Below are 21,952 nucleotides of genomic sequence, written 5' to 3'. Positions count from 1 at the left end.
AATTAGCATTGATGATGCCTCTAACGTTGCTTGTGCATGACACTCTGTGTCATCAATTTCTTGTTTAGTGATAACTTTCAACGATACAAAAGAACCTAGAACAATAATATGCTCCAGGCTCTACACGACAGCATTAAGCACCGTGACAATTTTTATATTTTTTACCACTACCACATGGACAAGGGTCATTACGACCAATATGTTCATCTTTCACAAATGGTTGTGCTTTAGCTTTTTCTTTACCATCTTCTGCCGAAACATGCTCCGCTTTACCGAAGTCTGTTGTTTTATCTCTTTCAATATCATCTTCAACCGATACTACAGATTTCAAGATGTATTTACTTACATCTTCTTCAATATTTTCCATCATGCTATCAAACAATTGATGACCTTCGTTTTGATAGTCACGTAATGGGTTTTGTTGACCATAGGAACGTAAGTGAATACCTTGTCTTAATTGATCCATAGTATCTATATGATCAGTCCAGTGCGTATCAATTGAACGTAATAAAATCATACGTTCAAACTCAGGGAATTGATCGCCAATCTCTGTTTTTTGTTCTGCCAATGCAGCTTCAACTTTTTGCCAAACAAGATTATAAATATCTTCACTGTCTTTTCCTTTAACATCAGATACTTTAAGTTCACCTTCATTAAGGAACACATCATCAATGTAGTTGATAAATGGTTCATAATCTGGTTCTTCCTCATCATCATTAATATAATATGTCACGCTACGTTGTAATGTTGATTGCAACATGGCATTGACTAACTCTGAACTATTCTCGTTATCAATGATATTATTACGTTCGCCATAAATAATTTCACGTTGTTTACGTAGTACATCATCATATTCAAGAATACGTTTACGAGTATCAAAGTTATTACCTTCTACTCGTTTTTGTGCAGATTCTACAGCACGTGATACCATTTTGGATTCAATAGGAGTAGAGTCATCCATACCTAAGCGATTCATCATTTTTTGCAATCTTTCTGAACCGAAGCGGACCATCAATTCATCTTGTAGCGATAAATAAAATCGACTATCACCTTTGTCACCTTGACGACCAGAACGACCACGTAATTGATCATCAATACGACGTGATTCATGTCGTTCCGTACCAATGACTGCTAAACCACCTAATTCTTCTACGCCATCACCAAGCTTGATATCTGTACCACGTCCAGCCATATTTGTCGCAATAGTAATTGCACCTTTTTGACCAGCACCTGCAACTATATCGGCTTCGCGTTCATGGTTTTTGGCGTTTAACACATCATGACGAATACCATGTTTTTTTAGTAAGTTAGAAATATATTCACTTGTTTCAACTGCAACTGTACCTAGCAATACAGGTTGTCCTTGTTTATGTTTGTCAATGACATCATCTACAACTGCATCAAACTTACCTTTTTGACTAATGTAAATTAAGTCAGGTTTATCGACACGTTGTACAGGTTTATTCGTTGGAATTTGTGTCACTGTCATATTGTAAATGTTACGAAATTCTTCTTCTTCCGTTTTAGCTGTTCCGGTCATACCAGCTAATTTATTATACATACGGAAGTAGTTTTGGAAAGTAATTGACGCCATAGTTTTAGATTCATTTTGAATTTTAACGCCTTCTTTAGCTTCAATCGCTTGATGTAAGCCTTCAGAGAATCTACGTCCAGGCATCGTACGACCAGTAAATTGGTCGACAATTAATACTTCTCCATTATTGACCATATAATCAACATCGCGTTGAAGTGTCACGTGTGCACGTAAAGCAGTATTAATGTGACTAATAATATCAACATTCTTAACGTCATAAAGGTTATCGATTTTAAACATACGTTCTGCTTTATCAATACCTTGTTCTGTTAATTGCACTGCTTTAGTTTTTTCATCATAATTAAAGTCATCTTCACTTTTTAACATCTTCGCAAAGACGTTTGTTTGTGTATATAATGACGTTGATTTTTCAGCTTCTCCTGAAATAATCAATGGTGTACGTGCTTCATCAATTAAAATAGAATCGACTTCGTCAATAATAGCGTAATGTAGTGGACGCATAACGCGTTCTTCAGCATAATTCACCATATTATCACGCAAATAGTCAAATCCTAATTCATTATTCGTACTATAAGTGATATCACATGCGTATGCTTCTCGTTTTTCAGCTGTTGTTTTGCTGTTTAAATTTACGCCTACTGACAACCCTAAGAAATTATATAGTTCTGCCATTTCTTCACTTTGACTGCTCGCTAAGTATTCATTGACTGTAATAACATGAACACCACGACCTGCTAAGGCATTTAAATATGTCGGCATTGTAGCGGTTAACGTTTTACCTTCACCTGTACGCATTTCAGCAATATCACCTTTATGGATTGCTAAACCACCCATAATTTGAACACGGTACGGTATCATATTATAGACACGTTTTGAACCTTCTCTTACTAAGGCAAAAGCTTCTGGTAAAATCTCGTCTAATATTTTATTTTGCTTCTGTACATCTTCTTCTGCCTGTACTTTATCTTGAAACGATTTTGTTTTTTCTTTTATTTCTTCATCAGTTAATATAGACATGTCCTTTTCTAACTTGAGAACTTTGTCTGCTAATTTACCAAGGCGCTTTACTTCTTTATTATTACCATCAGCTATCTTTGATAAAAAACCCATTCTGTTCGCTCCTTTAGCTTAATAACTCTATTACTTACAACAATTTATAATACCATTAATTAGCTTAAAATTACACTTATAGGATTATTGTTATAAATATATTTACATTTCCTTTGCTGTTGTTAATATACTTTACATTTCATACTGTTCTATATAATAACTCGCTTATCCTAGCACAACTTAGTCTTTGTGCTATCAAATTATTTCATACTAACATAACATAAAAGAAGCGTCCACGATTTAACTTAATCATGAACGCTTCAACACTTATAGTTAGTTATTGTTCTGTTGTTTCTATTAAACCATATTTTCCATCTTTACGTTTATAAACAATACTTGTTCCGTCAGTTTCACGATCTGTAAAAATAAAGAAATCATGACCCAATAAATCCATCTGCAACACCGCTTCTTCAGAATCCATTGGCTTTAAGCTAAATTGTTTAGAACGAATAATTTCGAAGTCATTTTCCTGACTTGTATCATCTAAAGCATCTGCTTTATTATCTTCTACAATTTCAGCAAAAACTTCTTGATCCCCTTTGTCTCTACTTTTACGATTCACACGAGTTTTATATTTTCTTACTTGACGTTCAAGTTTATTATTAATTAAATCTATACCCGCATATAAGTCGTCATGTCTTTCTTCAGCTCTTAATGTTACATTTTTTAATGGAATTGTTACTTCAATTTTAGTAGCTGAGTTTTGATACGTTTTGACTTTAACATGTGCGATAGCGTTTGGAACATTGTTAAAGTAACGTTCGAGTTTACCAATTTTATCCTCAATATAGTTACGGATTGCATCTGTAATAGTGAGGTTCTCTCCGTGAATTTCAAATCTAAACATAGTAATCGACTCCTTTAAAACCTCTATATTGGTAATGTTGCTTACTCTCATAATACCACGTTTACGTTAGCGTGCAAATGTAAAGACATCGAATTTTCTGATTTTTCTTACAAAAAATTTACATGCTGCTTGATGAACAGTAATTCCAGTAGTATAGATGTCATCTACTAACAAAATATTTTTATTAGTAAAGTCCAAATCTGCTGTAATTATAAATGGATTAGGCTGACTTAAACGTTGACGTTTGGTTAAAGATGATTGTTTACGATCATACTGCATTGTTAAACAGTTAGTATATTTAACATGCATACATGCTAACACTGCAGTCACTGGATTAAATGTCCGCCAACGATCTCTAGAGCTATGAGAAGGAATCGGGATAATATAGTCATAATGCATACGCGGTAACTGTATATATCGTGCTATCAATGTACAAAGTACGTAATCTCTGTTGAATTTGTATTGTTGTAACACTGCTTTCATCATTCCTTTGTACTGAAAATTACAATATAGTTGATTGATGCGTTGATAGCGCTTAGCCAACATAGCACAATCCATACATTGGCTTTGATTATCTGATATTGGTTTTAAACAAGTAGTACAACACGCTTTTGTCTGAATTTTACATTGTTGCAAAGCATCGTCACACGCCTCACATATTAGTACAGGACGGGCGTAAAAGTTTGTAATCGTTAACGCCTCATTAATTTGCGCATCACACCATAGACAATTAACCATCAATCCATCCCCGTTGTTGTGCTATGCGATTCATTCGTTTTAGCGCGTGCTTTGCTTTTAACATCTGTGTAGATATTCCTTGATGATAAAACCAAACATTACCTGTAGGAGCTTCAGTTTTACGTCCTACACGTCCTGACATTTGAATTAATACATGCTGTGTAAAAGTGTGGCTATTTAATACAACAACGTCTAACTTAGCTAGTGTAAACCCTCTTTCTAAGATAGTAGTAGTAAACACGCTAACATATTTCCCTGCTCTCAATTCTTGTACTTTGGTCATGCGTAGTGCATCGTCACTCGACACAAATGCTGACTGTACTAGCACCTTTTGATACGTATGCTCTAACTGTCTTAATAGCTTAATACTATGAACAAATACAAGTGTTATTCTCCCCGCTGCTTGTTGTCGACATAGTAGTCGTACAAGGTTGGTTTGCGGTCGTTGTGGTGTCAATTTAAAATATTGAAATTGTGGTATCGGTAATGGTTGTCGATGAAAACGTGCAGGTAATGTAATTATATTCGAAGCTTTAAATTGTCTTAAAAGTGATTTGGGAGGCGTTGCAGTCATATAAATATGACATCGGTCGTGTGTCGATGCTAACGTTATTGAATGTTGCAATACTCTATCCATTGCTAGTGGAAACGCATCTACCTCATCTACAATAACTAGTTGAAAATGCTGTTTAAAACGTAGCAATTGATGCACAGTAGCAATAACAAAATGACCATTAAATCGTTGAGGTTGCCCTCGATACAGTACATCTATGCATTCTTGTTGAAATGCTGCTCGTAACCTCAGAGTAAGCTCTATAACTACGTCAGTGCGTGGTGATACTACTGCAACATTTAGTCCTTGTTGCCTTGCATATTGCAATGCTGGAAACATCATTTCTGTTTTACCCGCTCCAGTCACAGCGTGTAACAGTTGATCTTGCCTTGACTTAACAGCTTCTAATAACGCTGTTGCACCATAATGTTGTTGTGGAGATAACTTAAAAGGTATATTAAATTCTGCAGATGTAGCTACATTATATGTTTGTGTTATATAAACATCCGACAGACTATCCATACGTCCTAATTGGAGGCAATAGCGACAATATAATATATCACGTTGTAATAGTGGTGAGTAATAACTGTGAATGTGACGTCTATAGATAGAACCGCACTGCAAACAAGTCGTTACACTTCGTTCTTGCGTAATGCCTGGCCCACAATAAATCACCTTTTCAGTTGTCAGCAAAGCATGATTGGTAACTAACCTACCATATAGTTTGATTGTTCATCACCTCAAAAAAGACTAGAGCCATATTAAATGTTAACTACTGTAACACCCTCATATTGTTCTAGTCTCTAATAACGTCTTATATTTATTTTTCTGTAATTGTACGGCAAGTATATCCTAAACCTATACCGCCAGAACCTAAATGCGCTGCGATTACCGGCCCAAATTCAGAAAAAATAATATTATAATCTGGATGCGCCGCTTTTAAATCTTCGTAAAGCCATTTTGAATCTTCTTTTTTATCTCCACCAATAATAAATAGTGTAAATTCTTCAAGTCCATTAACTTGGTCCAATACTTTTTGTTCTAACGCCTTTAAAGCACGCTTTTTGGTACGTACTTTCTCTTCTGGTAAAATTTTACCATCTTCGAATTTTAGTACAGGCTTCATTTTTAACATTGTACCAATCCATGCTTGAGCACCCGTGATACGTCCACTTTTTTGTAAATTTTTTAAATCATCTACCATTAAAACTGCTCCAGTTTGCTCACGCATATTTTCTAAATCAGCAATAATAGCTTCAGGTTTATAATCTAGCTTAATTAATTCTATTGCTCTTAATACATAAGCACCTTCAACCATTGCAGCTAATTTGGAATCAAACGTATGCACCTTAATACCTTCAACCATTTCAGCGGCTTGTGTTGCAGTTTGATAACTACCACTAATTCCTGATGACATCATTACAGCAACAACATCAGTATACCCTTCTTCACGCAAGGCTTCATACAATTCTAAATAGACACCTATCGCAGGTTGACTCGTTGTTGGTATCGTTTTAGATGTTTTCATTCGTTCATAAAATTCAGGTGCAAAAATAGTTTCGTTTTCAATAAAATTATCACCATTATCAAAAGTTACACTTAACGGAGCTACTTTAATATTATATTTATCAATCATTGATTGAGATAGATAGCTTGTGGAATCTGTCAAGACAGCAATCTTCATCATAATCCTCCTCAATTATACTCACATTTATCATACCGTAATTTCTAACAAAAGAAAATTCCTTTATGTAATTATAACTGTTGTTTGTATTATAGTATAATAGAAAGTAACACATTTAGCTTTTGTAATTCTACTACCTTTATAGCATTCTAGTGGTATAAAGATTAGAATTTCCAAATTTAGAGCGTCAAAAATAGAGGTGGAATCATACATGGAAGAACCAATTATTACGATAAAAGCTGAACATCAAATCGAAAATGTTATAAATAAATCTAGATTTATAGCCCATATTAAACCAGTAGCGGATGAAGACGAAGCAAAGTCATTCATAGCTGAGGTTAAACAAGAACATAAAGAGGCAACTCATAATTGTTCAGCTTATACGATAGGTAATCAAATGAATATCCAAAAAGCAAATGATGATGGTGAACCAAGTGGTACGGCTGGTGTTCCTATGTTGGATATACTTAAAAAATTAGAGACTCATAATGTCTGTGTCGTAGTAACACGTTATTTTGGAGGTATCAAATTAGGTGGAGGCGGACTGATTCGTGCATATAGTGGCGCAGTACGAGATGTAATTTATGATATCGGCCGCGTAGCGCTAAAAGAGGCAGTCCCTGTTACAGTTGCGATTAATTATGATTTAACTGGTAAATTTGAATATGAACTAGCTTCTACTTCATTTCTGTTACGTGATACGCAATATACTGATAAAGTAAGTTATAGCATTGACGTTGTTGCCACAGAATATGACGCATTTTTAGCATTCTTAAATCGCACGACTGCTGGCAAATTCGATTTAATCGAAGGTGAGGTTAAACACCTACCATTTGATATAACCACATAACTAAAAAATTCTGAGATTAAATCATTAACTTGGGCTACGTAATCTAAACTAAGTAAGAATACATAGGTCGAGCAATCATTTAGTCTCAGAACTCTTTTTATTATGCTATTTTTCGTTGTGATCTTTCTTTTCAATCAGTTTCAATATCGGTCTATAGTCATCATCAATTAAGCCAGTAAATTCCACAATTAGTTCAATCGTAACAACTATTAAGATTAACATCATTACAACGCCCCATGGTTGTGATAAATACAAAATAATACTGGATAAACTAAATAATAGTGCGATGGAATAAATTAAGGTTACAGTTTGTCTATGTGAATAACCTAGTTCTAGCAGTTTGTGATGTAGGTGCGACTTATCTGCTTGCATAATATGTTGACCTTTTTTCACACGACGTATCATTGCAAATAGCGTATCGATAAACGGTACCGCTAAAATAACAATTGGGAAGAATAACGAAACGAATGTAATATTTTTAAACCCAAGTAATGATAAAAAGCCAACAATAAAGCCAATTAAAAGTGCACCACTGTCACCTAAAAATATTTTAGCAGGGTGAAAATTAAAGCATAAAAAGCCTAATAAAGCACCTATCAGGACGCTACATATCATAATAATTAACACATTCGCTTGAAGTATAGCTATAAAACCGATTGTTGCTAATGCTATGGCAGATACGCCTGATGCTAAACCGTCCAAACCATCTATTAAATTAATTGCATTTGTAATAGCTACAATCCAAATTACAGTAATAGGAATACCTAAAACACCAAAATGAATTGTAGGACCTATGGGTAGCGATATAAAATCAATAGTTATACCATAATAAACAACGACTAATGCTGCAATAATTTGACCAAGTAATTTAATTACGGGTTTCAAGTCATAAATATCATCGACTAATCCAACAAGATACATTATTACAGCGCCAATCACTAGAGGCTTAACTTCAGTTTCAATTGGGTGACCCAACCATATGCCAAGTAAAAACGAAAACAATATGACAGTACCACCTAACACAGAAACAGGTTTCGTGTGCACTTTTCTGAAGTTTGGTTTATCAACAATCCCCATTTTATGTGAAATTTTGATTATTATTGGTGTAAGTATTAAACTGACTATCATTGAAAAAATGATTAATAATAATGTATACATCAGTTCACCTTCATTAATTTAATTCTAAATGTTGTAATTTCACTCTGAATCCAACATCTGTATGTCCTATTTATAACAGTTGTATAATGCTTATTACTGTATAATAATTTAATATACATAACAAGTGTATACATTTAATTTACGTTTAATATTTACTTTAGTAATCATACCTTAAAACTATTTAAGATTACAAATCGAAATAAGTATAATATTAACAAAACCTTTTTATCAGATTTCTCGAATGTTTATTCATTTTATTATAATATCATTCGCTAGTTCATTTTAACATTAAAAAACGGGTTTTTTGTGAATTTGTATAGAAATGATGATGACAAATTGTAAGTTTTCACTTACAATGACAAAGTGTTATTTTAAAGGAGCGTTTAATAAAATGTTTGAAGCAATAATATATAATATTTCTGTTACTGTAGCCGGTATCTATTTATTTCACCGTTTACAATACTCAGAAAATAGAATCATGATATTTTCCAAAGCTTACGTTACAGTATTAATGACAATTGTTGCTTTATTACTGTCTGCCTACCCTATCCCATTATTTGATGCATATATCATTGAATTAACGTTTATACCGTTACTCTTCATAGGTAGGTATACCAACTTAATATATACTGTACTAGCTGCAATTATTGTTTCCTTAGTAAGCATTTTTATATTTGACCACTCTATTATAAATGGGGTTATCTTACTTGTAATTGCAATTATTGTCAGTATGATCGGCCCATTTTTAAAACAAAGCGACATTGTTTCTATCCAGATATTAAACACAATTAGTCTAATCATTTATGCAATGTTAGCACTTATAAGCCCATATGTCGATTGGATGGAAGTCTTATTCTTAATTCCTATATCCTTTGTATTAACTATTACTTCATCAGTTACCTTTGTTGATATTTGGCATTTCTTTTCGTTAGTTAACCGCTATGAAAATGAAGACAGTATCGATTATCTAACCGGACTTGGAAACGTAAAAGAATTTGATCGTCATCTGAATAAAGTTTCACGTGAAGCGGAGCAACATCAAGAAAGCTTGGGACTGTTACTTATTGATATTGATGGGTTTAAAGATGTGAATGACCAATACTCTCATCAAGCTGGCGATGCAGTGTTAAGACAAATGTCACAGTTACTTATTAATTACGTTCCAACACATTTCAATATTTACCGCAATGGTGGCGAAGAATTTTCAATCGTACTGAGAGATTATAGTTTAGATCAATGCGTTAAGTTAAGTGAAGCTATACGCAATGGTGTAGAGCAATCATCATTCCACTTGCCAAATAAAGAAGTAATAAAATTATCTGTATCTATTGGTGTTGGTTTCTTAACACAAGATGATTATAAGTCACAACGTAAAGTCTTTAAAGATGCAGATGATATGTTGCATGTAGCTAAACAAGAAGGCCGAAATCAAGTTATGTTCAACCCAATCATTAAACTTTAATTATTTAATGTATAAACAATCCGTAATTATAAAATTTACGGATTGTTTTTATATATTGTCAAATATAATATTAAATCTATATGACTAACCACATTAACTATTGAAAGTTGTACAAAGAGACTGTAAACTTTCAATTGTTCAACACATTATTTGGAGGTGGCGACAATGTCTGACTCAATCACAATTATTGATGAAAATAAAGTGATTGATTTAGTACTCATTGCAGGTAGAATTTTACTTGAAAGTGGTGCTGAAACATATCGTGTTGAAGATACAATGAATCGTATGGCAGCAAGTTATGGCCTAGATGATACATATAGTTTTGTAACTTCAACAGCAATTATCTTTTCTTTAAACGATCGTACCAATACTCGCTTAATACGTATTCGAGAACGTACGACAGATTTAGAAAAAATTGCTTTAACTAATAGTTTATCTCGAAAAATTTCGAATAATGAACTTACAATAGATGAAGCCAAAGAGGAATTGTTTCAACTACACCACGCCTCGTTACAATACTCATTTGTAACACAATTTATTGCTGCGATGGTTGCCTGTGGTTTTTTCTTATTCATGTTCGGTGGCGTTGCACATGACTTTATCTTTGCAGTTTTAGCAGGAGCCGGCGCCTTTTTAACTTTTGATTTTGTCCAACGTTTTATACAAATCAAGTTCTTTTCAGAATTTATTAGTGCTGCAGTGGTAATAAGTATTGCAGCTATTAGTACTAAACTCGGATTAGCAATCAATCAGGATACTATAACTATTGCCGGTGTTATGCCTTTAGTACCTGGTATATTAATCACCAACGCAATACGTGATTTACTTGCTGGTGAATTGCTTGCAGGTATGTCACGTGGTGTCGAAGCAGCAATTACAGCTTTCGCCATCGGAGCTGGTGTTGCTATAGTCTTACTTTTATTTTAGGAGGTGACAGTCATGATATTGCTATATTACTTAGCACAATTTGCTATTAGTTTTATTGCTACCACACTATTTTCTATTATTTTCAATGCACCTCGACGTCTCCTATTTGCCTGTGGTTTTGTAGGTGCGATGGGCTGGACAATTTATAAATTTACAGTAGATATGGATTTAGGTAAAGTTATGGCTGCATTTCTTGGTAGCCTCATCTTAGGTATTATGAGTCACACTATGAGTCGTCACTATAAACGACCGGTTATTATCTTTATCGTTCCAGGTATTATCCCTTTGGTCCCCGGAGGTCTTGCGTATGAAGCAACACGCCTACTCGTTACCAATCAATATACACATGCTGTAAATACCTTTTTAGAAGTTACTTTAATATCAGGAGCTATCGCTTTTGGAATTTTATGTGCTGAAATATTGTATTTTCTCTATACGCGTATTAAACAATATTATGGTAAAATGAAAGGCAAAACATATAAGAAATCTTATGATATAAACAACAGAGCTTAAGGGGTGTTTTACATGAAATCACAAATTATTGAACGATTAACGCGATATGTCACAATAGACACACAGTCAGACCCAGAGTCCACAACAACACCGTCAACAGCAAAACAATGGGACTTATTGCGCGTGCTGGAAAGCGAATTACAAGCGTTTGGCTTAACTACAGATGTAGATGACAATGGTTACTTATTTGCAACACTCGACAGCAATGTTTCATATGAGTTACCTACTGTCGGTTTCTTAGCACATGTCGATACGTCACCAGATTTCAATGCCACAAATGTTAATCCTCAAATTATCCAAGAATATGATGGTACACCGATTAAATTGGGAGATACAAATCGGGTATTAAGCCAAGAAACCTTCCCTGCTATGAAAAATGTTGAAGGTCATACATTAATGATTACTGACGGTACATCGTTATTAGGTGCAGATGACAAAGCTGGCGTAGTAGAAATTATGGAAGCACTCAAGTATTTAATTGACCATCCAGAGATTAAACATGGCCCTATTCGTGTAGGATTTACGCCGGACGAAGAAATTGGCCGTGGCCCACATAAATTTGATGTCGATCGTTTTAATGCGGCATTTGCTTTTACTATGGACGGTAGCGAATTAGGAGAATTACAATATGAAAGCTTTAATGCAGCTGAAGCGATTGTCACTGCATACGGCGTTAATGTCCACCCTGGTTCAGCTAAAAATGCGATGATTAATGCACTGTCTCTTGGACACCAATATCATTCGCTATTACCGCAAAATGAAGTGCCAGAACGCACAGAGGGTTATGAAGGCTTTTATCATTTAATGCAATTTAATGGTGATGTTGAAAAAGCATCTTTACATTATATTATTCGTGACCATGATAGTAAAAATTTCGATGTGCGAAAAAAACATATGATTGAACTTAAAGAGACGATTAATGACCATTATGAAGATGATCCGATTACGGTCACTATTAATGATCAATATTATAATATGGGCGAGCAAATAAACCAAAATCCACATGTAATAGAGATCGCTAAACGTGCTTTTAACAACTTAGACATAGTACCAAATACAGACCCTATTCGAGGCGGCACAGACGGATCTCAACTATCCTTCAAAGGTTTACCTACGCCAAATATTTTTACAGGTTGTGCAAATTTCCATGGACCTTTCGAATACGCTTCAATTGATGTTATGGAACAAGCTGTACATGTAGTCGTTAATATCGCTCAAGAAGTCGTTCACTATTATGAAGAAAATTAATAACTAACATAAAAATCGCCAATGCCGAGGTTCTTAGAACACTGACATTGGCGATTGCTTTATATAAATTTAATCAAATGCTCGCTGTAATAGTTTAAGCGCTTGGACAGTATAATGTCTAATTTGAATGCCCATTTTAAAGTCAGTAAAGCTTTCTGGCATTTCAATAAATGTGTTAAACATAGCGGTAACACCTAAGGATTCAAATTGGTCAAATTTATCACTTGTAGCACAAATAGCAATTGCTGGTTTATCATATTTTGTGCTTAATTCAGCTATACGTATCGTAGTTGTTTCTAAAATTTGATCCTCTTCATTTACCCCTTCACCAAAGATGATTAAATCTGCTTGTTGAATTAATGATTCCAAATGGGTTATTTGATCGACAAGTTCATGACTAGTTAAAATTTCTGCTTGATATAATTGATGTAGGACTGCGGCTATGCCACCCCCAGCACCTCCACGTTCAATGAGTCCTAAAGATTGTTGAACTTCATTTTTCACAATTTCACTAAAATACCAAATGAGGTTATCAATCTCCACCGCTTCTGTATATGTCACTTGTTTATTTTTATAAATTTGCATAATTTCACTATGCTTACCATAAAGTTTACTATCAAAATCTGACATCAATTGTAATCGCACTTCTTGTAAACGCGGATGCAAGCCTTTAAAATCAACAGTTCGTATAAATTTTAATACACGACTTCCTTGTCTTGTATCAACTTCTTCACCTTCATCATCATAAAACTTAGCTCCTAAAGCTTGTAGCATACCTGCACCGCCGTCGAAACTATCAATACCACCTAATGATATGACTAGATGTTTTGCTTGATTTTCTAATGCATCGTACATTACTTCTCCCAAACCATAACTTGAGCAATGCGTGATATCACCTTCACCTTTTAAAAACAAATTTCCTTCGATGACGGTCATATTACTTTCTGTAATACCATATATTGCTTCAACTGGATTCATTACCGCATCATGTGCCATCACTTTATATTTAGTACCTGACTGCCATAAAAATACCGAATCCATCAACTCATGGCGACCATTAAATAACGGCACTTGAACTATGTCTGCGGATTGTATTTTACTTGCGACAGCTTCTTCAACATATCTATTAGCTTGATAACTAGAGATTATTCCATTAAATTCATCCATAGCAACTAATACTTTCATTTCTTGTCACCTCATAAATTAATACTCATTTAAATATGCAGTATGATTATTATTACCTTCAAACATTCCCAAAACATCTTACATTCCACAATCATACATGTATCGCAATATTTAAGCGTTTAGATTTTATGTAGCATTCTACATTAACATTCATTGTTACATTATACATGCCTTACAGAAATATTTCACATTAAAAGGGCGCTTGTTATCGACAAATCTTTTTGTGTACATAACCAGCGCCCTGTTATCTATTTAATTGTTATTCTTCTGCTGTCGCTAATGATGAAACATTAATATCATTATGACTTGCATTCCATATTGCTTTACCGTCCACAAAATAAAATGCTTGTGGTGATTCATGTTTTATATTAGTTTTGTCTTCAATATAATCGGATAGTTTGCGTTCTTGTTGAACTACTAAATAATAACCATCCATGTCCCTCTCATATAAAAATTTGTTGAATTGATCATATGCATTTGCCGAAATTGGACATGTTTCACTATGTTTAAATACAAATACATATTTATTTTCATTTAAAACTTGTTCAAACTGGTCAATCGAACTCAGCTTTATAGCCATTCTATTCACCTCTAAAAGTATTTAACACACACCCTAGTTAATTTCTAGGTGTAAGCGACTCGATAATATTCTTATCAATGGTTCCCATTATACACAAATAACTTTTTATTGTTAACCACTTATTCGAAAATCGTTTTATTAATCTTGGGGAATTATTTAATTGCACCCTACTCAACTTCTTTAAGCTCTTGCTCAAATGGTTTTTCGTATTGTTCTAAATCCTTCCCATTTTTAGGTAATTTGTTATAGTCAATTTTATCGAGTTTCTCACCTATAGTAATCGTTTCTTTTCGTGTTTCATAATAATTTTGCAAACTAAAATACATTTCTATAGTATTTTTACGTGCTGCATTCACATTACTATCGCTAATTGTTGTTTGATTTAAATCTTTAATTTGACTTTCTATCAAAGGCATAATGTCATTTTCAATTTGTGCTTTAGCTTCTTTATCATTATTTGTATCAACATTTTTTTGAGCTGTTGCTTTCAGCTCACGACTATTTGATTCCAATTTTTTAGTGAGAATATGTACCTCAGTAGTACTTCCAGCAGCGGAGGCATTATCCATATTTTTTTCTACTTTAGAACGATTTTTTTCAAATAACCTTGTATAATCTAAAATATCTTCATTTGCTTTAATAGATTGATTACATAGACTAACAAAAGTTTGTAACTCTTTTAACGCATTTATTTGTTGTTCAACCGTTTTACGATATGATTTTTTTAATGATTTTGCCTGTTCAGATGAAGCTTTGATATTTTTAATAGAATCTTCATAAGCAGTCATTTTCGGCACAAGTTTATTATTAATATCATTTTGTAGTTGATTAATTTCACGTTTATTTTTATCAGTTGTTTCTTTATTACTTAACTCATCTAATTGTTCAATGTTCAGTTCATCAACCGTTGTTTTTAATGCATGGCCTTTATTTTGTGATAGCTTTAAGGTTGATTCAAAATCTTTAATGCTTGAATCTTCTTTATTGCCACATGCCGCTAAGGAAAAAACAATGCAGCATAACAATACAAGATATAATATTTTTTTCATTTCTGCACTCCTTATCATAACGTATTATACATAAAGATATTTATATTGAAAATGATATATGATATATTAATTCAGACTTTTTAAATCACAATTATTTTAAGGAGCATAGATGTAGTATGTACAGTACAGTCCAACCCTTTATTATTTCCGATAGTGAAGCAACTTATCACCAATGTTATAATCATATTGCACGTACACTGAAACAACTATTAGACACCCCAGTAAAAACGACTTATCACATTGGTGGTACACGTCATTTCAACTATCAAACAGAACCAATATTAGATATTCTCGTAGGTGTTAATAATTTGCATGATATTACTGCTTTAGATGAAAAACGTTTAAATTATGAAAATTTTTATCGCCTTCATCATCATTATAAGAAAAAAGTAGTCATGGCCCAATTCAATAATTTAATTGATTTAAAACAACAGACTAGACTACACATTATCCAAAGAGATAGCGACCTATACAATCAATACTTAGCTATGGATGATGCACTCGAACATAATCAATATATTATCCAACAGTTTGAGCAACAGAAATTAGAATTAACTCAAACAACTCATACCATTCGAGATTATGAAAATGGTAAACAACAAATATTTGCACACTTATATCAACAATTATAAATATACCTATACTAATACAATGCTATGCGCTATTATAAATCATTGTATATTTGTATTAGACTATTTAGCAAATTATGGAAATACTTGATATAATAAAAAATGAATTCAAGAAGAAAGGATGTACTACACTTGCATAAAGAAGACATCTTAAAAGCGTTAGAAGCAATTGTTCCATCAAATATTATCAAAGTGGATGAACCTCTTAAACGTTATACTTACACTGAAACTGGCGGACAAGCTGACTATTATCTATCACCGACAAAATATGAACACGTTCAAGCTATTGTAAAATTTGCCAATCACCATGAAATTCCGATTACTTATTTAGGCAATGGCTCTAATATAATTATCCGTGAAGGTGGTATTAGAGGTATCGTCATTAGTTTATTATCACTCGATCATATTGAAGTTTCCGACAACGTCATTATTACTGGTAGCGGTGCTGCAATCATCGATGTCTCACGTAAAGCTAGAGATTATGCCTTGACTGGCTTAGAATTTGCTTGTGGCATTCCCGGCTCAATTGGTGGCGCTGTTTTTATGAACGCTGGCGCTTATGGTGGCGAAGTCAAAGATTGTATCGACTATGCCCTATGTGTTAACGAACAAGGTGACTTAATCCAATTAACTAACCAAGAATTAGAATTAGATTACCGAAATAGTATTGTTCAGAAACAACATTTAGTAGTTCTCGAAGCTTCATTTTCATTAACGCCTGGTAATCAGCACGAAATCCAAACTAAAATGGATGATTTAACAGAACGTCGTGAAACTAAGCAACCTTTAGAGTACCCTTCTTGTGGTAGTGTTTTCCAAAGACCACCAGGTCACTTTGCTGGTAAATTAATCCAAGATAGTGAGTTACAAGGCCATCGTATTGGCGGTGTAGAAGTCTCTACAAAGCATGCTGGTTTTATGGTAAATGTTGATAACGGAACAGCAACAGATTATGAAGATCTAATACACTATGTCCAACAAGTAGTAAAAGACAAATTTGAAATTGATTTACATCCTGAAGTTCGCATTATCGGAGAGTATCCTTCAAAACAATAGGAGTATTTAATATGACTAAACTATACGGTTCACTCGTTGACGACGAATCACGTTGTACGCATTACCAAACACCATTAGACATTATTGCCATCAAGTTTAAATGTTGCAATAAATACTATCCGTGCTTCAAATGTCACAATGAACATGAATCTCATAATATTCAACGATGGTCAACAGATCAGTTTAATGAGCGGGCTATACTTTGTGGTGTCTGTCACCACGAGTTGACTATTAACGAATATATGATGACCGAAACTTGTCCTTCTTGTGATGCACATTTTAATAATAGATGTAAATTTCATTATCATCACTATTTTTCAGTTTAATTAATTTAACGAATTGAGATATAAATAACTTTAGTTAAATAAAAGCGTCAATTTCTATTTTATTCAAATAGAAATTGACGTTTTCTTTGTTTATATAGACCTTTGTAGTTTATTTGAATCATTGATAACATTTTAGTCACGTGCTAGCCAACTGGGAGTAGTATATGAATGAACGTTTATAATATTGAACCATAACTATAAAATTCATTTAGTCTCTATTAAACAACGGCTTATTCACTTTTCCACTTTTAGTTCTATCAGTCAATGGCACTTTACCTTCAATCGAAATTAAAAAACCGAATGCCTTATGAACGTTTCAACGCCATAAGTCATTCGGTTTAGTTTAATCATTAATTATTGAACCCCCACGGTAGAGTAATTAATTTTTATCTATAGCTTTTTCTACTTCTTCAATTTGTTTTACAGAAGTTGTTGTTGAACCACTAGCAAAATACCACAATTTAGGGTCTAATTCATAAACTTTGTCATTTTTAACTGCATCGACATCTTTAATGACATCATTACCTAGTGCTTTTTTCGCTGTTGATTTACCACCAATAGCTTGTCCTCTATCCATGGCAAAAATCATATCAGGGTTTTTCTCTACAAGATATTCATTTGTAATGTTTTGACCATGTTGACTATTTTTAATACTTTCATCGACTGGTTTAAAGCCCATAGTATTAAAGATCATTGAACCGAAACGTTCATTAGCACCAAAAGTTGATAATTCTCCTTCATTCACTAACAAGAATGCTGCTGTTTGATCTTTGAATTCTTTTGTTTTATCTTTAATGCTTGCAACTTTATCATCGAATTCTTTGTTCAATTCTTTGGCTTTATCTTCTTTTTCGTATATTTTACCTAAGATTTCAGTGTTTTTCTTCATTGATTTTGCTGAATTTTCTTCATCAGCACCTATGTAAACTACTTTTGCATCTGGAGCTGCTTTTTCAAGTTCATCTAGAATTTTTTGATTAGCTGTTCTACCAGAAATAAAGACTACTTCAGGTTTTGCTGCTGCAACTTTATCAAAATTAACTTCTTTCAAACTTCCAGTATTAAGATATTTTTTATCTTTAAAATCACTTAAGAAATCAGGTAATGATTCTCCATCTTCACCTTTTGGTACAGCTTTAACTTTATCTTTTAGTCCTAGTTCTTTCATAGTATCTAATGCACCGTAATCAAAGACTACAGCATTTTTCGGATTTACTGGCACTTTCACTGTATCATTTACTTTTTCTGCATCACTACCATCGCGTTCTTCACCACTTGCTTCATAACTATTTTTAACAGTTACTGTTTTATCTGATGATTTATCATCAGACTTACTGTCCGAACTCTTTTGATCTTCTGAATTACTACAAGCTACTAATAAAAACATTAAACCTACTAAGATTACTAAAGCGATTTTTTTCATGTTACTTAAATCCTCCTATTAAATAATTATTCCTTCCTTTTATACACCAAAAAAACTTTGTTGCTTTAATGGTTACATCACTCCCTTCAAAGAATTAAAAACTGTTACAAGGCCATTTCATATTCTTTCACTGTTGTCAGTTCATCGAAATAGATACAAATACGTTGACCTCTAATATTTTCTATACTCAAGTCCATATCATATAGTGTGCTTAACACTTCTTCTTGAATAACTTCATCTTTTGTGCCAGCTTTGACTAACTCACCATCTTTTAAGGCAATAATATCGTCGGAATAACATGAAGCAAAGTTAATATCATGAATGACAACTACTATCGTTTTATTTAAATCACGTGTTAAACGACGTAACGTCTGCATAATTTGAACAGAGTGATTCATATCTAAATTGTTTAATGGTTCATCTAATAAAATATATTCTGTATCTTGTGCAATGGTCATAGCAACATATGCGCGTTGACGTTGACCTCCAGAAAGTGTTTTTATTGATTGATATCGTATATCTTGTAATTTCAATAAATCTAAGGCATATTCTACTTGATCTTTATCTTCTTGTTTTAAATGCCCTTTCGAATAAGGAAAACGCCCAAAATTAACAAGTTGTTCTACCGTTATATTCAATTCTGTATGATTCGTTTGTTTTAAAATGGACAGTTTTTTTGCTAAATCGTTACTTTTATAACTATGAATATCACGACCTTCAATAGCAATATCGCCACCATCATGTTCAATCATACGTGTTATTGCCGATAACAATGTACTTTTCCCTGCCCCATTGGGTCCAATCATAGTTGTTAAACGTCCTGGTTGTATATCTACAGAAATATCGCTTAGTATTTGTTTATCTTGAATTGTTTTATTAACGTTATGTACACTAATCAATTTGCATTTCTCCTTTTAATTAGTAAGTAAATAAAGTAACTTCCACCTACTAAATCAATGATAATACTCACTTGCGTCGTTGCTTCAAATAAATTTTCGACTATGCCTTGTGCTAAAAATAAACTAATCCAACTTAAACAAATCGTTGCCGGTAAAATATACTTGTGTTCATAAGTTTTCATAATCTCATGTGCTAAGTTCACAGTTAATAACCCTAAGAATGTTATCGGACCAACTAATGCTGTAGACACGGATACTAATACAGCTACTAAAATCATAAGGATACGTGTCATCGTTTCATAAGAAACACCTAAATTAATGGCTTGGGATCTACCTAACAGTAAAACATCTAAATACGGTATCAACATCACAACAATAATAATTAAAATGATTAATAAAATACCACTTACTGTTACTAGTTTTTCATTAGAAGCATCAAAGTTAGCAAACATTGAACTTTGGACTGCTAAAAAGTCTTCTGGATTAATAATCAATTCTAAAAAGCTAGTAATACTTCTAAAGAAAGTTCCTAATATTACACCAATGAGCAAAATAAAATATACCGAAACATTGCCAATTCGAAATACACCTTGAAATAGCAATAATGAAAATATAATCATAACAATTAATGTAATAAAGAAGTTCACATATAAATTTGTCACTAAGAAAGATTGCACACCAAATGCAAAAACTAGCAATACTTTGATAAATAGATAAACTGCATCTAACCCCATAATTGATGGTGTTAATAATCTATTAGTAGTCACTGCTTGAAAGACTACGACTGACGCGCCAATGGCAGCACCTACAATCAACATTAAAACTAATTTTCGTAATTTACTCGACAATTGATATCGAAATATTTCGAAATCAATGCCTGCAACTAGATATAATGCACCAATTAGTACTGTCACACCAAGCATAATCATTATTTTTTTATTCGCACTAATTTGCATAATGATGTCTTCCTTTCATAAGTAGAGTTAAAAAGATAATTGTGCCAAAGACCCCTATCGTTAAACCAATATTAATTTCATAAGGATACACAATTAATCTACCAATGATATCTGAAAACATGACAAATATAGCGCCTAACATTGCTGTGTGTGGTAAAGCATTTTTTAAATGATCACCACGAAAGATAGAGATAATATTAGGTACGATTAAACCTAAGAACGGTAATGTGCCTACAGTTACAACTACTAAAGCTGTAATTGTAGCTGAAATGAATAGTCCTAGATTGATAATTCTGTCATAATTGACACCTAGATTATTGCTAAAATCTTTGCCCATGCCTGCAATAGTAAAATGGTTAGCAAATATATATGTAAGTATTAACAAAGGTATACTTAAGTATAAAATTTCATAGCGTCCACTTGTAATAATGGCAAAATTGCCTGTTAACCAGTTGCCTATGCTCTGTACGGTGTTCGTTTTCAAGGCAATAAATGTAGCAAAACTGGATACAATTCCACCTAACATAATCCCTAATAACGGAATAAAAATTACATCTTTAAAGCGAATCAGTTGGACTAATTTAACAAATAAAAATGTACCTCCTACACTTAGAAGCACTGCAAATGCCAATTTAATCATAATATTTTCTTGTGGGAACCAAATAAGTGAGATTAAGATACCTAATTTGGCCCAGTCCATTGTTCCCGCTGTTGTGGGACTTACAAACTTATTTTGCATCATTTGTTGCATAATAAGTCCAGATAATGCCAGTGTACTTCCTGAGATGATAATGCTGACTGTCCTAGGTATTCTACTAGAGATGATGATATTACGTTGTTCTTGCGTTAAATGAAAAATATCAGTAATGGAAACTTTACTAACACCAACAAACAATGACAATATTGTTAGTAATATCAACATAATCGCTAAGCTCATACCATTTAGTAAAAATTTCATATCATGGTACCTCTTCCCCCAAAATCTAATGATAATTGCAATCAATGATGTTGATAATCATTATCATATGTATATTTAAAATTTTATCATCTTTATCAATAATTTCAATAGCTTATAACATAATTTTAGAGTAGATGTATTTTTTACAGTATTTACAAAGTACCTGTATCTGGAAATTGTCACTAATTTTTTTAAATAATTTCTTTATATCGCTCAATAATATCGATAAAGGGAGTGGGACAGAAA

The 21,952-nt window shown here is 33.1% G+C and carries 21 protein-coding genes; 8 read left to right on the top strand and 13 right to left on the bottom strand.

Going from position 1 to position 21,952, the window contains the following annotated elements:
* Positions 1 to 133: 133 nt before the first annotated feature.
* From secA to fakB1, 5 genes are all read right to left on the bottom strand, one after another.
* Positions 134 to 2,665 (bottom strand): preprotein translocase subunit SecA, encoded by a 2,532-nt coding sequence (gene secA / locus JVU85_RS05150; protein WP_204172106.1) that lies wholly within the window; start codon positions 2,663 to 2,665, stop codon positions 134 to 136.
* Between the two features lie 277 nt (positions 2,666 to 2,942).
* Positions 2,943 to 3,512 carry a ribosome hibernation-promoting factor, HPF/YfiA family gene (gene hpf / locus JVU85_RS05145; protein WP_002509845.1) on the bottom strand — a complete coding sequence of 190 codons (570 nt, stop codon included), beginning with the start codon at positions 3,510 to 3,512 and terminating at the stop codon, positions 2,943 to 2,945.
* A 66-nt stretch (positions 3,513 to 3,578) separates the two neighbouring features.
* Entirely contained in the window at positions 3,579 to 4,250 is a 672-nt protein-coding gene (locus tag JVU85_RS05140; RefSeq protein ID WP_103388069.1) for a ComF family protein, read from the bottom strand.
* A complete protein-coding gene (locus JVU85_RS05135; protein WP_103388068.1) occupies positions 4,243 to 5,325 on the bottom strand; it encodes a DEAD/DEAH box helicase family protein in 1,083 nt (360 codons plus the stop codon). The genes JVU85_RS05140 and JVU85_RS05135 overlap by 8 nt, the downstream gene beginning before the upstream one ends.
* 298 nt (positions 5,326 to 5,623) lie before the next feature.
* A complete protein-coding gene (gene fakB1 / locus JVU85_RS05130) occupies positions 5,624 to 6,487 on the bottom strand; it encodes a fatty acid kinase binding subunit FakB1 (protein WP_002509848.1) in 864 nt (287 codons plus the stop codon).
* Positions 6,488 to 6,698: 211 nt separating this feature from the next.
* On the opposite strand from fakB1, the gene JVU85_RS05125 reads away from it, so the two are divergent.
* On the top strand, positions 6,699 to 7,337 hold the full coding sequence (locus tag JVU85_RS05125) for a YigZ family protein (protein WP_002509849.1): 639 nt from the start codon (positions 6,699 to 6,701) through the stop codon (positions 7,335 to 7,337).
* Positions 7,338 to 7,442: 105 nt separating this feature from the next.
* Here JVU85_RS05125 and JVU85_RS05120 read toward each other — a convergent pair whose 3' ends face one another.
* Complete coding sequence (locus tag JVU85_RS05120; RefSeq protein ID WP_002509850.1) at positions 7,443 to 8,495, bottom strand: glycosyltransferase family 4 protein; 1,053 nt, start codon at positions 8,493 to 8,495, stop codon at positions 7,443 to 7,445.
* Between the two features lie 391 nt (positions 8,496 to 8,886).
* Between JVU85_RS05120 and gdpS the strand changes: the two genes are divergently transcribed.
* The 4 genes from gdpS to pepT all read left to right on the top strand — a co-directional run bounded on the left by gdpS (position 8,887) and on the right by pepT (position 12,645).
* A complete protein-coding gene (gdpS, locus tag JVU85_RS05115; protein ID WP_002509851.1) occupies positions 8,887 to 9,957 on the top strand; it encodes a GGDEF domain-containing protein GdpS in 1,071 nt (356 codons plus the stop codon).
* A 165-nt stretch (positions 9,958 to 10,122) separates the two neighbouring features.
* Positions 10,123 to 10,884, top strand: a complete 762-nt coding sequence (locus tag JVU85_RS05110) for a threonine/serine exporter family protein (protein ID WP_002509852.1) — start codon at positions 10,123 to 10,125, stop codon at positions 10,882 to 10,884.
* Positions 10,885 to 10,902: 18 nt separating this feature from the next.
* Positions 10,903 to 11,397, top strand: coding sequence for a threonine/serine exporter family protein (locus JVU85_RS05105; protein ID WP_103388187.1), 495 nt, complete (start codon positions 10,903 to 10,905; stop codon positions 11,395 to 11,397).
* Positions 11,398 to 11,409: 12 nt separating this feature from the next.
* Positions 11,410 to 12,645 carry a peptidase T gene (gene pepT / locus JVU85_RS05100; RefSeq protein ID WP_107374006.1) on the top strand — a complete coding sequence of 412 codons (1,236 nt, stop codon included), beginning with the start codon at positions 11,410 to 11,412 and terminating at the stop codon, positions 12,643 to 12,645.
* Positions 12,646 to 12,714: 69 nt separating this feature from the next.
* Here pepT and JVU85_RS05095 read toward each other — a convergent pair whose 3' ends face one another.
* From JVU85_RS05095 to JVU85_RS05085, 3 genes are all read right to left on the bottom strand, one after another.
* The gene (locus tag JVU85_RS05095; RefSeq protein WP_103388066.1) at positions 12,715 to 13,830 is read right to left on the bottom strand and encodes a glycerate kinase; all 1,116 of its coding nucleotides are present in this window, start codon (positions 13,828 to 13,830) and stop codon (positions 12,715 to 12,717) included.
* 259 nt (positions 13,831 to 14,089) lie between these two features.
* Entirely contained in the window at positions 14,090 to 14,410 is a 321-nt protein-coding gene (gene ytxJ, locus JVU85_RS05090) for a bacillithiol system redox-active protein YtxJ (RefSeq protein WP_002509856.1), read from the bottom strand.
* 167 nt (positions 14,411 to 14,577) lie between these two features.
* Positions 14,578 to 15,459 carry an EMYY motif lipoprotein gene (locus tag JVU85_RS05085; protein ID WP_204172105.1) on the bottom strand — a complete coding sequence of 294 codons (882 nt, stop codon included), beginning with the start codon at positions 15,457 to 15,459 and terminating at the stop codon, positions 14,578 to 14,580.
* A gap of 116 nt (positions 15,460 to 15,575) precedes the next feature.
* Here JVU85_RS05085 and JVU85_RS05080 point away from each other — a divergent pair, with 116 nt between their 5' ends.
* From JVU85_RS05080 to JVU85_RS05070, 3 genes are all read left to right on the top strand, one after another.
* Positions 15,576 to 16,091, top strand: coding sequence for a GrpB family protein (locus tag JVU85_RS05080; protein ID WP_002509858.1), 516 nt, complete (start codon positions 15,576 to 15,578; stop codon positions 16,089 to 16,091).
* 129 nt (positions 16,092 to 16,220) lie between these two features.
* Positions 16,221 to 17,144 (top strand): UDP-N-acetylmuramate dehydrogenase, encoded by a 924-nt coding sequence (murB, locus tag JVU85_RS05075; RefSeq protein WP_021459140.1) that lies wholly within the window; start codon positions 16,221 to 16,223, stop codon positions 17,142 to 17,144.
* 11 nt (positions 17,145 to 17,155) lie between these two features.
* Positions 17,156 to 17,470 (top strand): CHY zinc finger protein, encoded by a 315-nt coding sequence (locus tag JVU85_RS05070; protein ID WP_002509861.1) that lies wholly within the window; start codon positions 17,156 to 17,158, stop codon positions 17,468 to 17,470.
* Between the two features lie 379 nt (positions 17,471 to 17,849).
* On the opposite strand, the gene JVU85_RS05065 is transcribed toward JVU85_RS05070, so the two are convergent.
* From JVU85_RS05065 to JVU85_RS05050, 4 genes are all read right to left on the bottom strand, one after another.
* The gene (locus JVU85_RS05065; RefSeq protein WP_002509862.1) at positions 17,850 to 18,893 is read right to left on the bottom strand and encodes a ferrated catecholamine ABC transporter substrate-binding lipoprotein SstD; all 1,044 of its coding nucleotides are present in this window, start codon (positions 18,891 to 18,893) and stop codon (positions 17,850 to 17,852) included.
* Positions 18,894 to 18,997: 104 nt separating this feature from the next.
* Positions 18,998 to 19,792, bottom strand: a complete 795-nt coding sequence (locus JVU85_RS05060; protein WP_103388064.1) for an iron ABC transporter ATP-binding protein — start codon at positions 19,790 to 19,792, stop codon at positions 18,998 to 19,000.
* Positions 19,789 to 20,748, bottom strand: coding sequence for an iron chelate uptake ABC transporter family permease subunit (locus JVU85_RS05055; RefSeq protein ID WP_002509863.1), 960 nt, complete (start codon positions 20,746 to 20,748; stop codon positions 19,789 to 19,791). Before JVU85_RS05055 ends, JVU85_RS05060 begins: the two co-directional genes overlap by 4 nt.
* Complete coding sequence (locus JVU85_RS05050) at positions 20,738 to 21,706, bottom strand: ABC transporter permease (protein WP_002509864.1); 969 nt, start codon at positions 21,704 to 21,706, stop codon at positions 20,738 to 20,740. The genes JVU85_RS05055 and JVU85_RS05050 overlap by 11 nt, the downstream gene beginning before the upstream one ends.
* Between the last annotated feature and the right edge of the window lie 246 nt (positions 21,707 to 21,952).

It is taken from the genome of Staphylococcus sp. GDY8P72P (assembly GCF_016890655.1).
In the GTDB taxonomy this organism is placed as follows: domain Bacteria; phylum Bacillota; class Bacilli; order Staphylococcales; family Staphylococcaceae; genus Staphylococcus; species Staphylococcus arlettae.
The sequence above is the reverse complement of the archived record's forward strand: the minus strand, read 5'-3'. Positions and strand labels throughout refer to the sequence as shown.

Bases quoted from the DNA above. Each gene is read 5' to 3' on its own strand.
- JVU85_RS05135 (WP_103388068.1), bottom strand. From the start codon at position 5,325: ATGGATAGTCTGTCGGATGTTTATATAACACAAACATATAATGTAGCT.
- JVU85_RS05125 (WP_002509849.1), top strand. From the start codon at position 6,699: ATGGAAGAACCAATTATTACGATAAAAGCTGAACATCAAATCGAAAAT.
- hpf (WP_002509845.1), bottom strand. From the start codon at position 3,512: ATGTTTAGATTTGAAATTCACGGAGAGAACCTCACTATTACAGATGCA.
- JVU85_RS05050 (WP_002509864.1), bottom strand. From the start codon at position 21,706: ATGAAATTTTTACTAAATGGTATGAGCTTAGCGATTATGTTGATATTA.
- fakB1 (WP_002509848.1), bottom strand. From the start codon at position 6,487: ATGAAGATTGCTGTCTTGACAGATTCCACAAGCTATCTATCTCAATCA.
- JVU85_RS05070 (WP_002509861.1), top strand. From the start codon at position 17,156: ATGACTAAACTATACGGTTCACTCGTTGACGACGAATCACGTTGTACG.
- pepT (WP_107374006.1), top strand. From the start codon at position 11,410: ATGAAATCACAAATTATTGAACGATTAACGCGATATGTCACAATAGAC.
- gdpS (WP_002509851.1), top strand. From the start codon at position 8,887: ATGTTTGAAGCAATAATATATAATATTTCTGTTACTGTAGCCGGTATC.
- JVU85_RS05065 (WP_002509862.1), bottom strand. From the start codon at position 18,893: ATGAAAAAAATCGCTTTAGTAATCTTAGTAGGTTTAATGTTTTTATTA.
- JVU85_RS05120 (WP_002509850.1), bottom strand. From the start codon at position 8,495: ATGTATACATTATTATTAATCATTTTTTCAATGATAGTCAGTTTAATA.
- JVU85_RS05095 (WP_103388066.1), bottom strand. From the start codon at position 13,830: ATGAAAGTATTAGTTGCTATGGATGAATTTAATGGAATAATCTCTAGT.
- JVU85_RS05080 (WP_002509858.1), top strand. From the start codon at position 15,576: ATGTACAGTACAGTCCAACCCTTTATTATTTCCGATAGTGAAGCAACT.
- ytxJ (WP_002509856.1), bottom strand. From the start codon at position 14,410: ATGGCTATAAAGCTGAGTTCGATTGACCAGTTTGAACAAGTTTTAAAT.
- JVU85_RS05085 (WP_204172105.1), bottom strand. From the start codon at position 15,459: ATGAAAAAAATATTATATCTTGTATTGTTATGCTGCATTGTTTTTTCC.
- secA (WP_204172106.1), bottom strand. From the start codon at position 2,665: ATGGGTTTTTTATCAAAGATAGCTGATGGTAATAATAAAGAAGTAAAG.
- JVU85_RS05055 (WP_002509863.1), bottom strand. From the start codon at position 20,748: ATGCAAATTAGTGCGAATAAAAAAATAATGATTATGCTTGGTGTGACA.
- JVU85_RS05140 (WP_103388069.1), bottom strand. From the start codon at position 4,250: ATGGTTAATTGTCTATGGTGTGATGCGCAAATTAATGAGGCGTTAACG.
- JVU85_RS05110 (WP_002509852.1), top strand. From the start codon at position 10,123: ATGTCTGACTCAATCACAATTATTGATGAAAATAAAGTGATTGATTTA.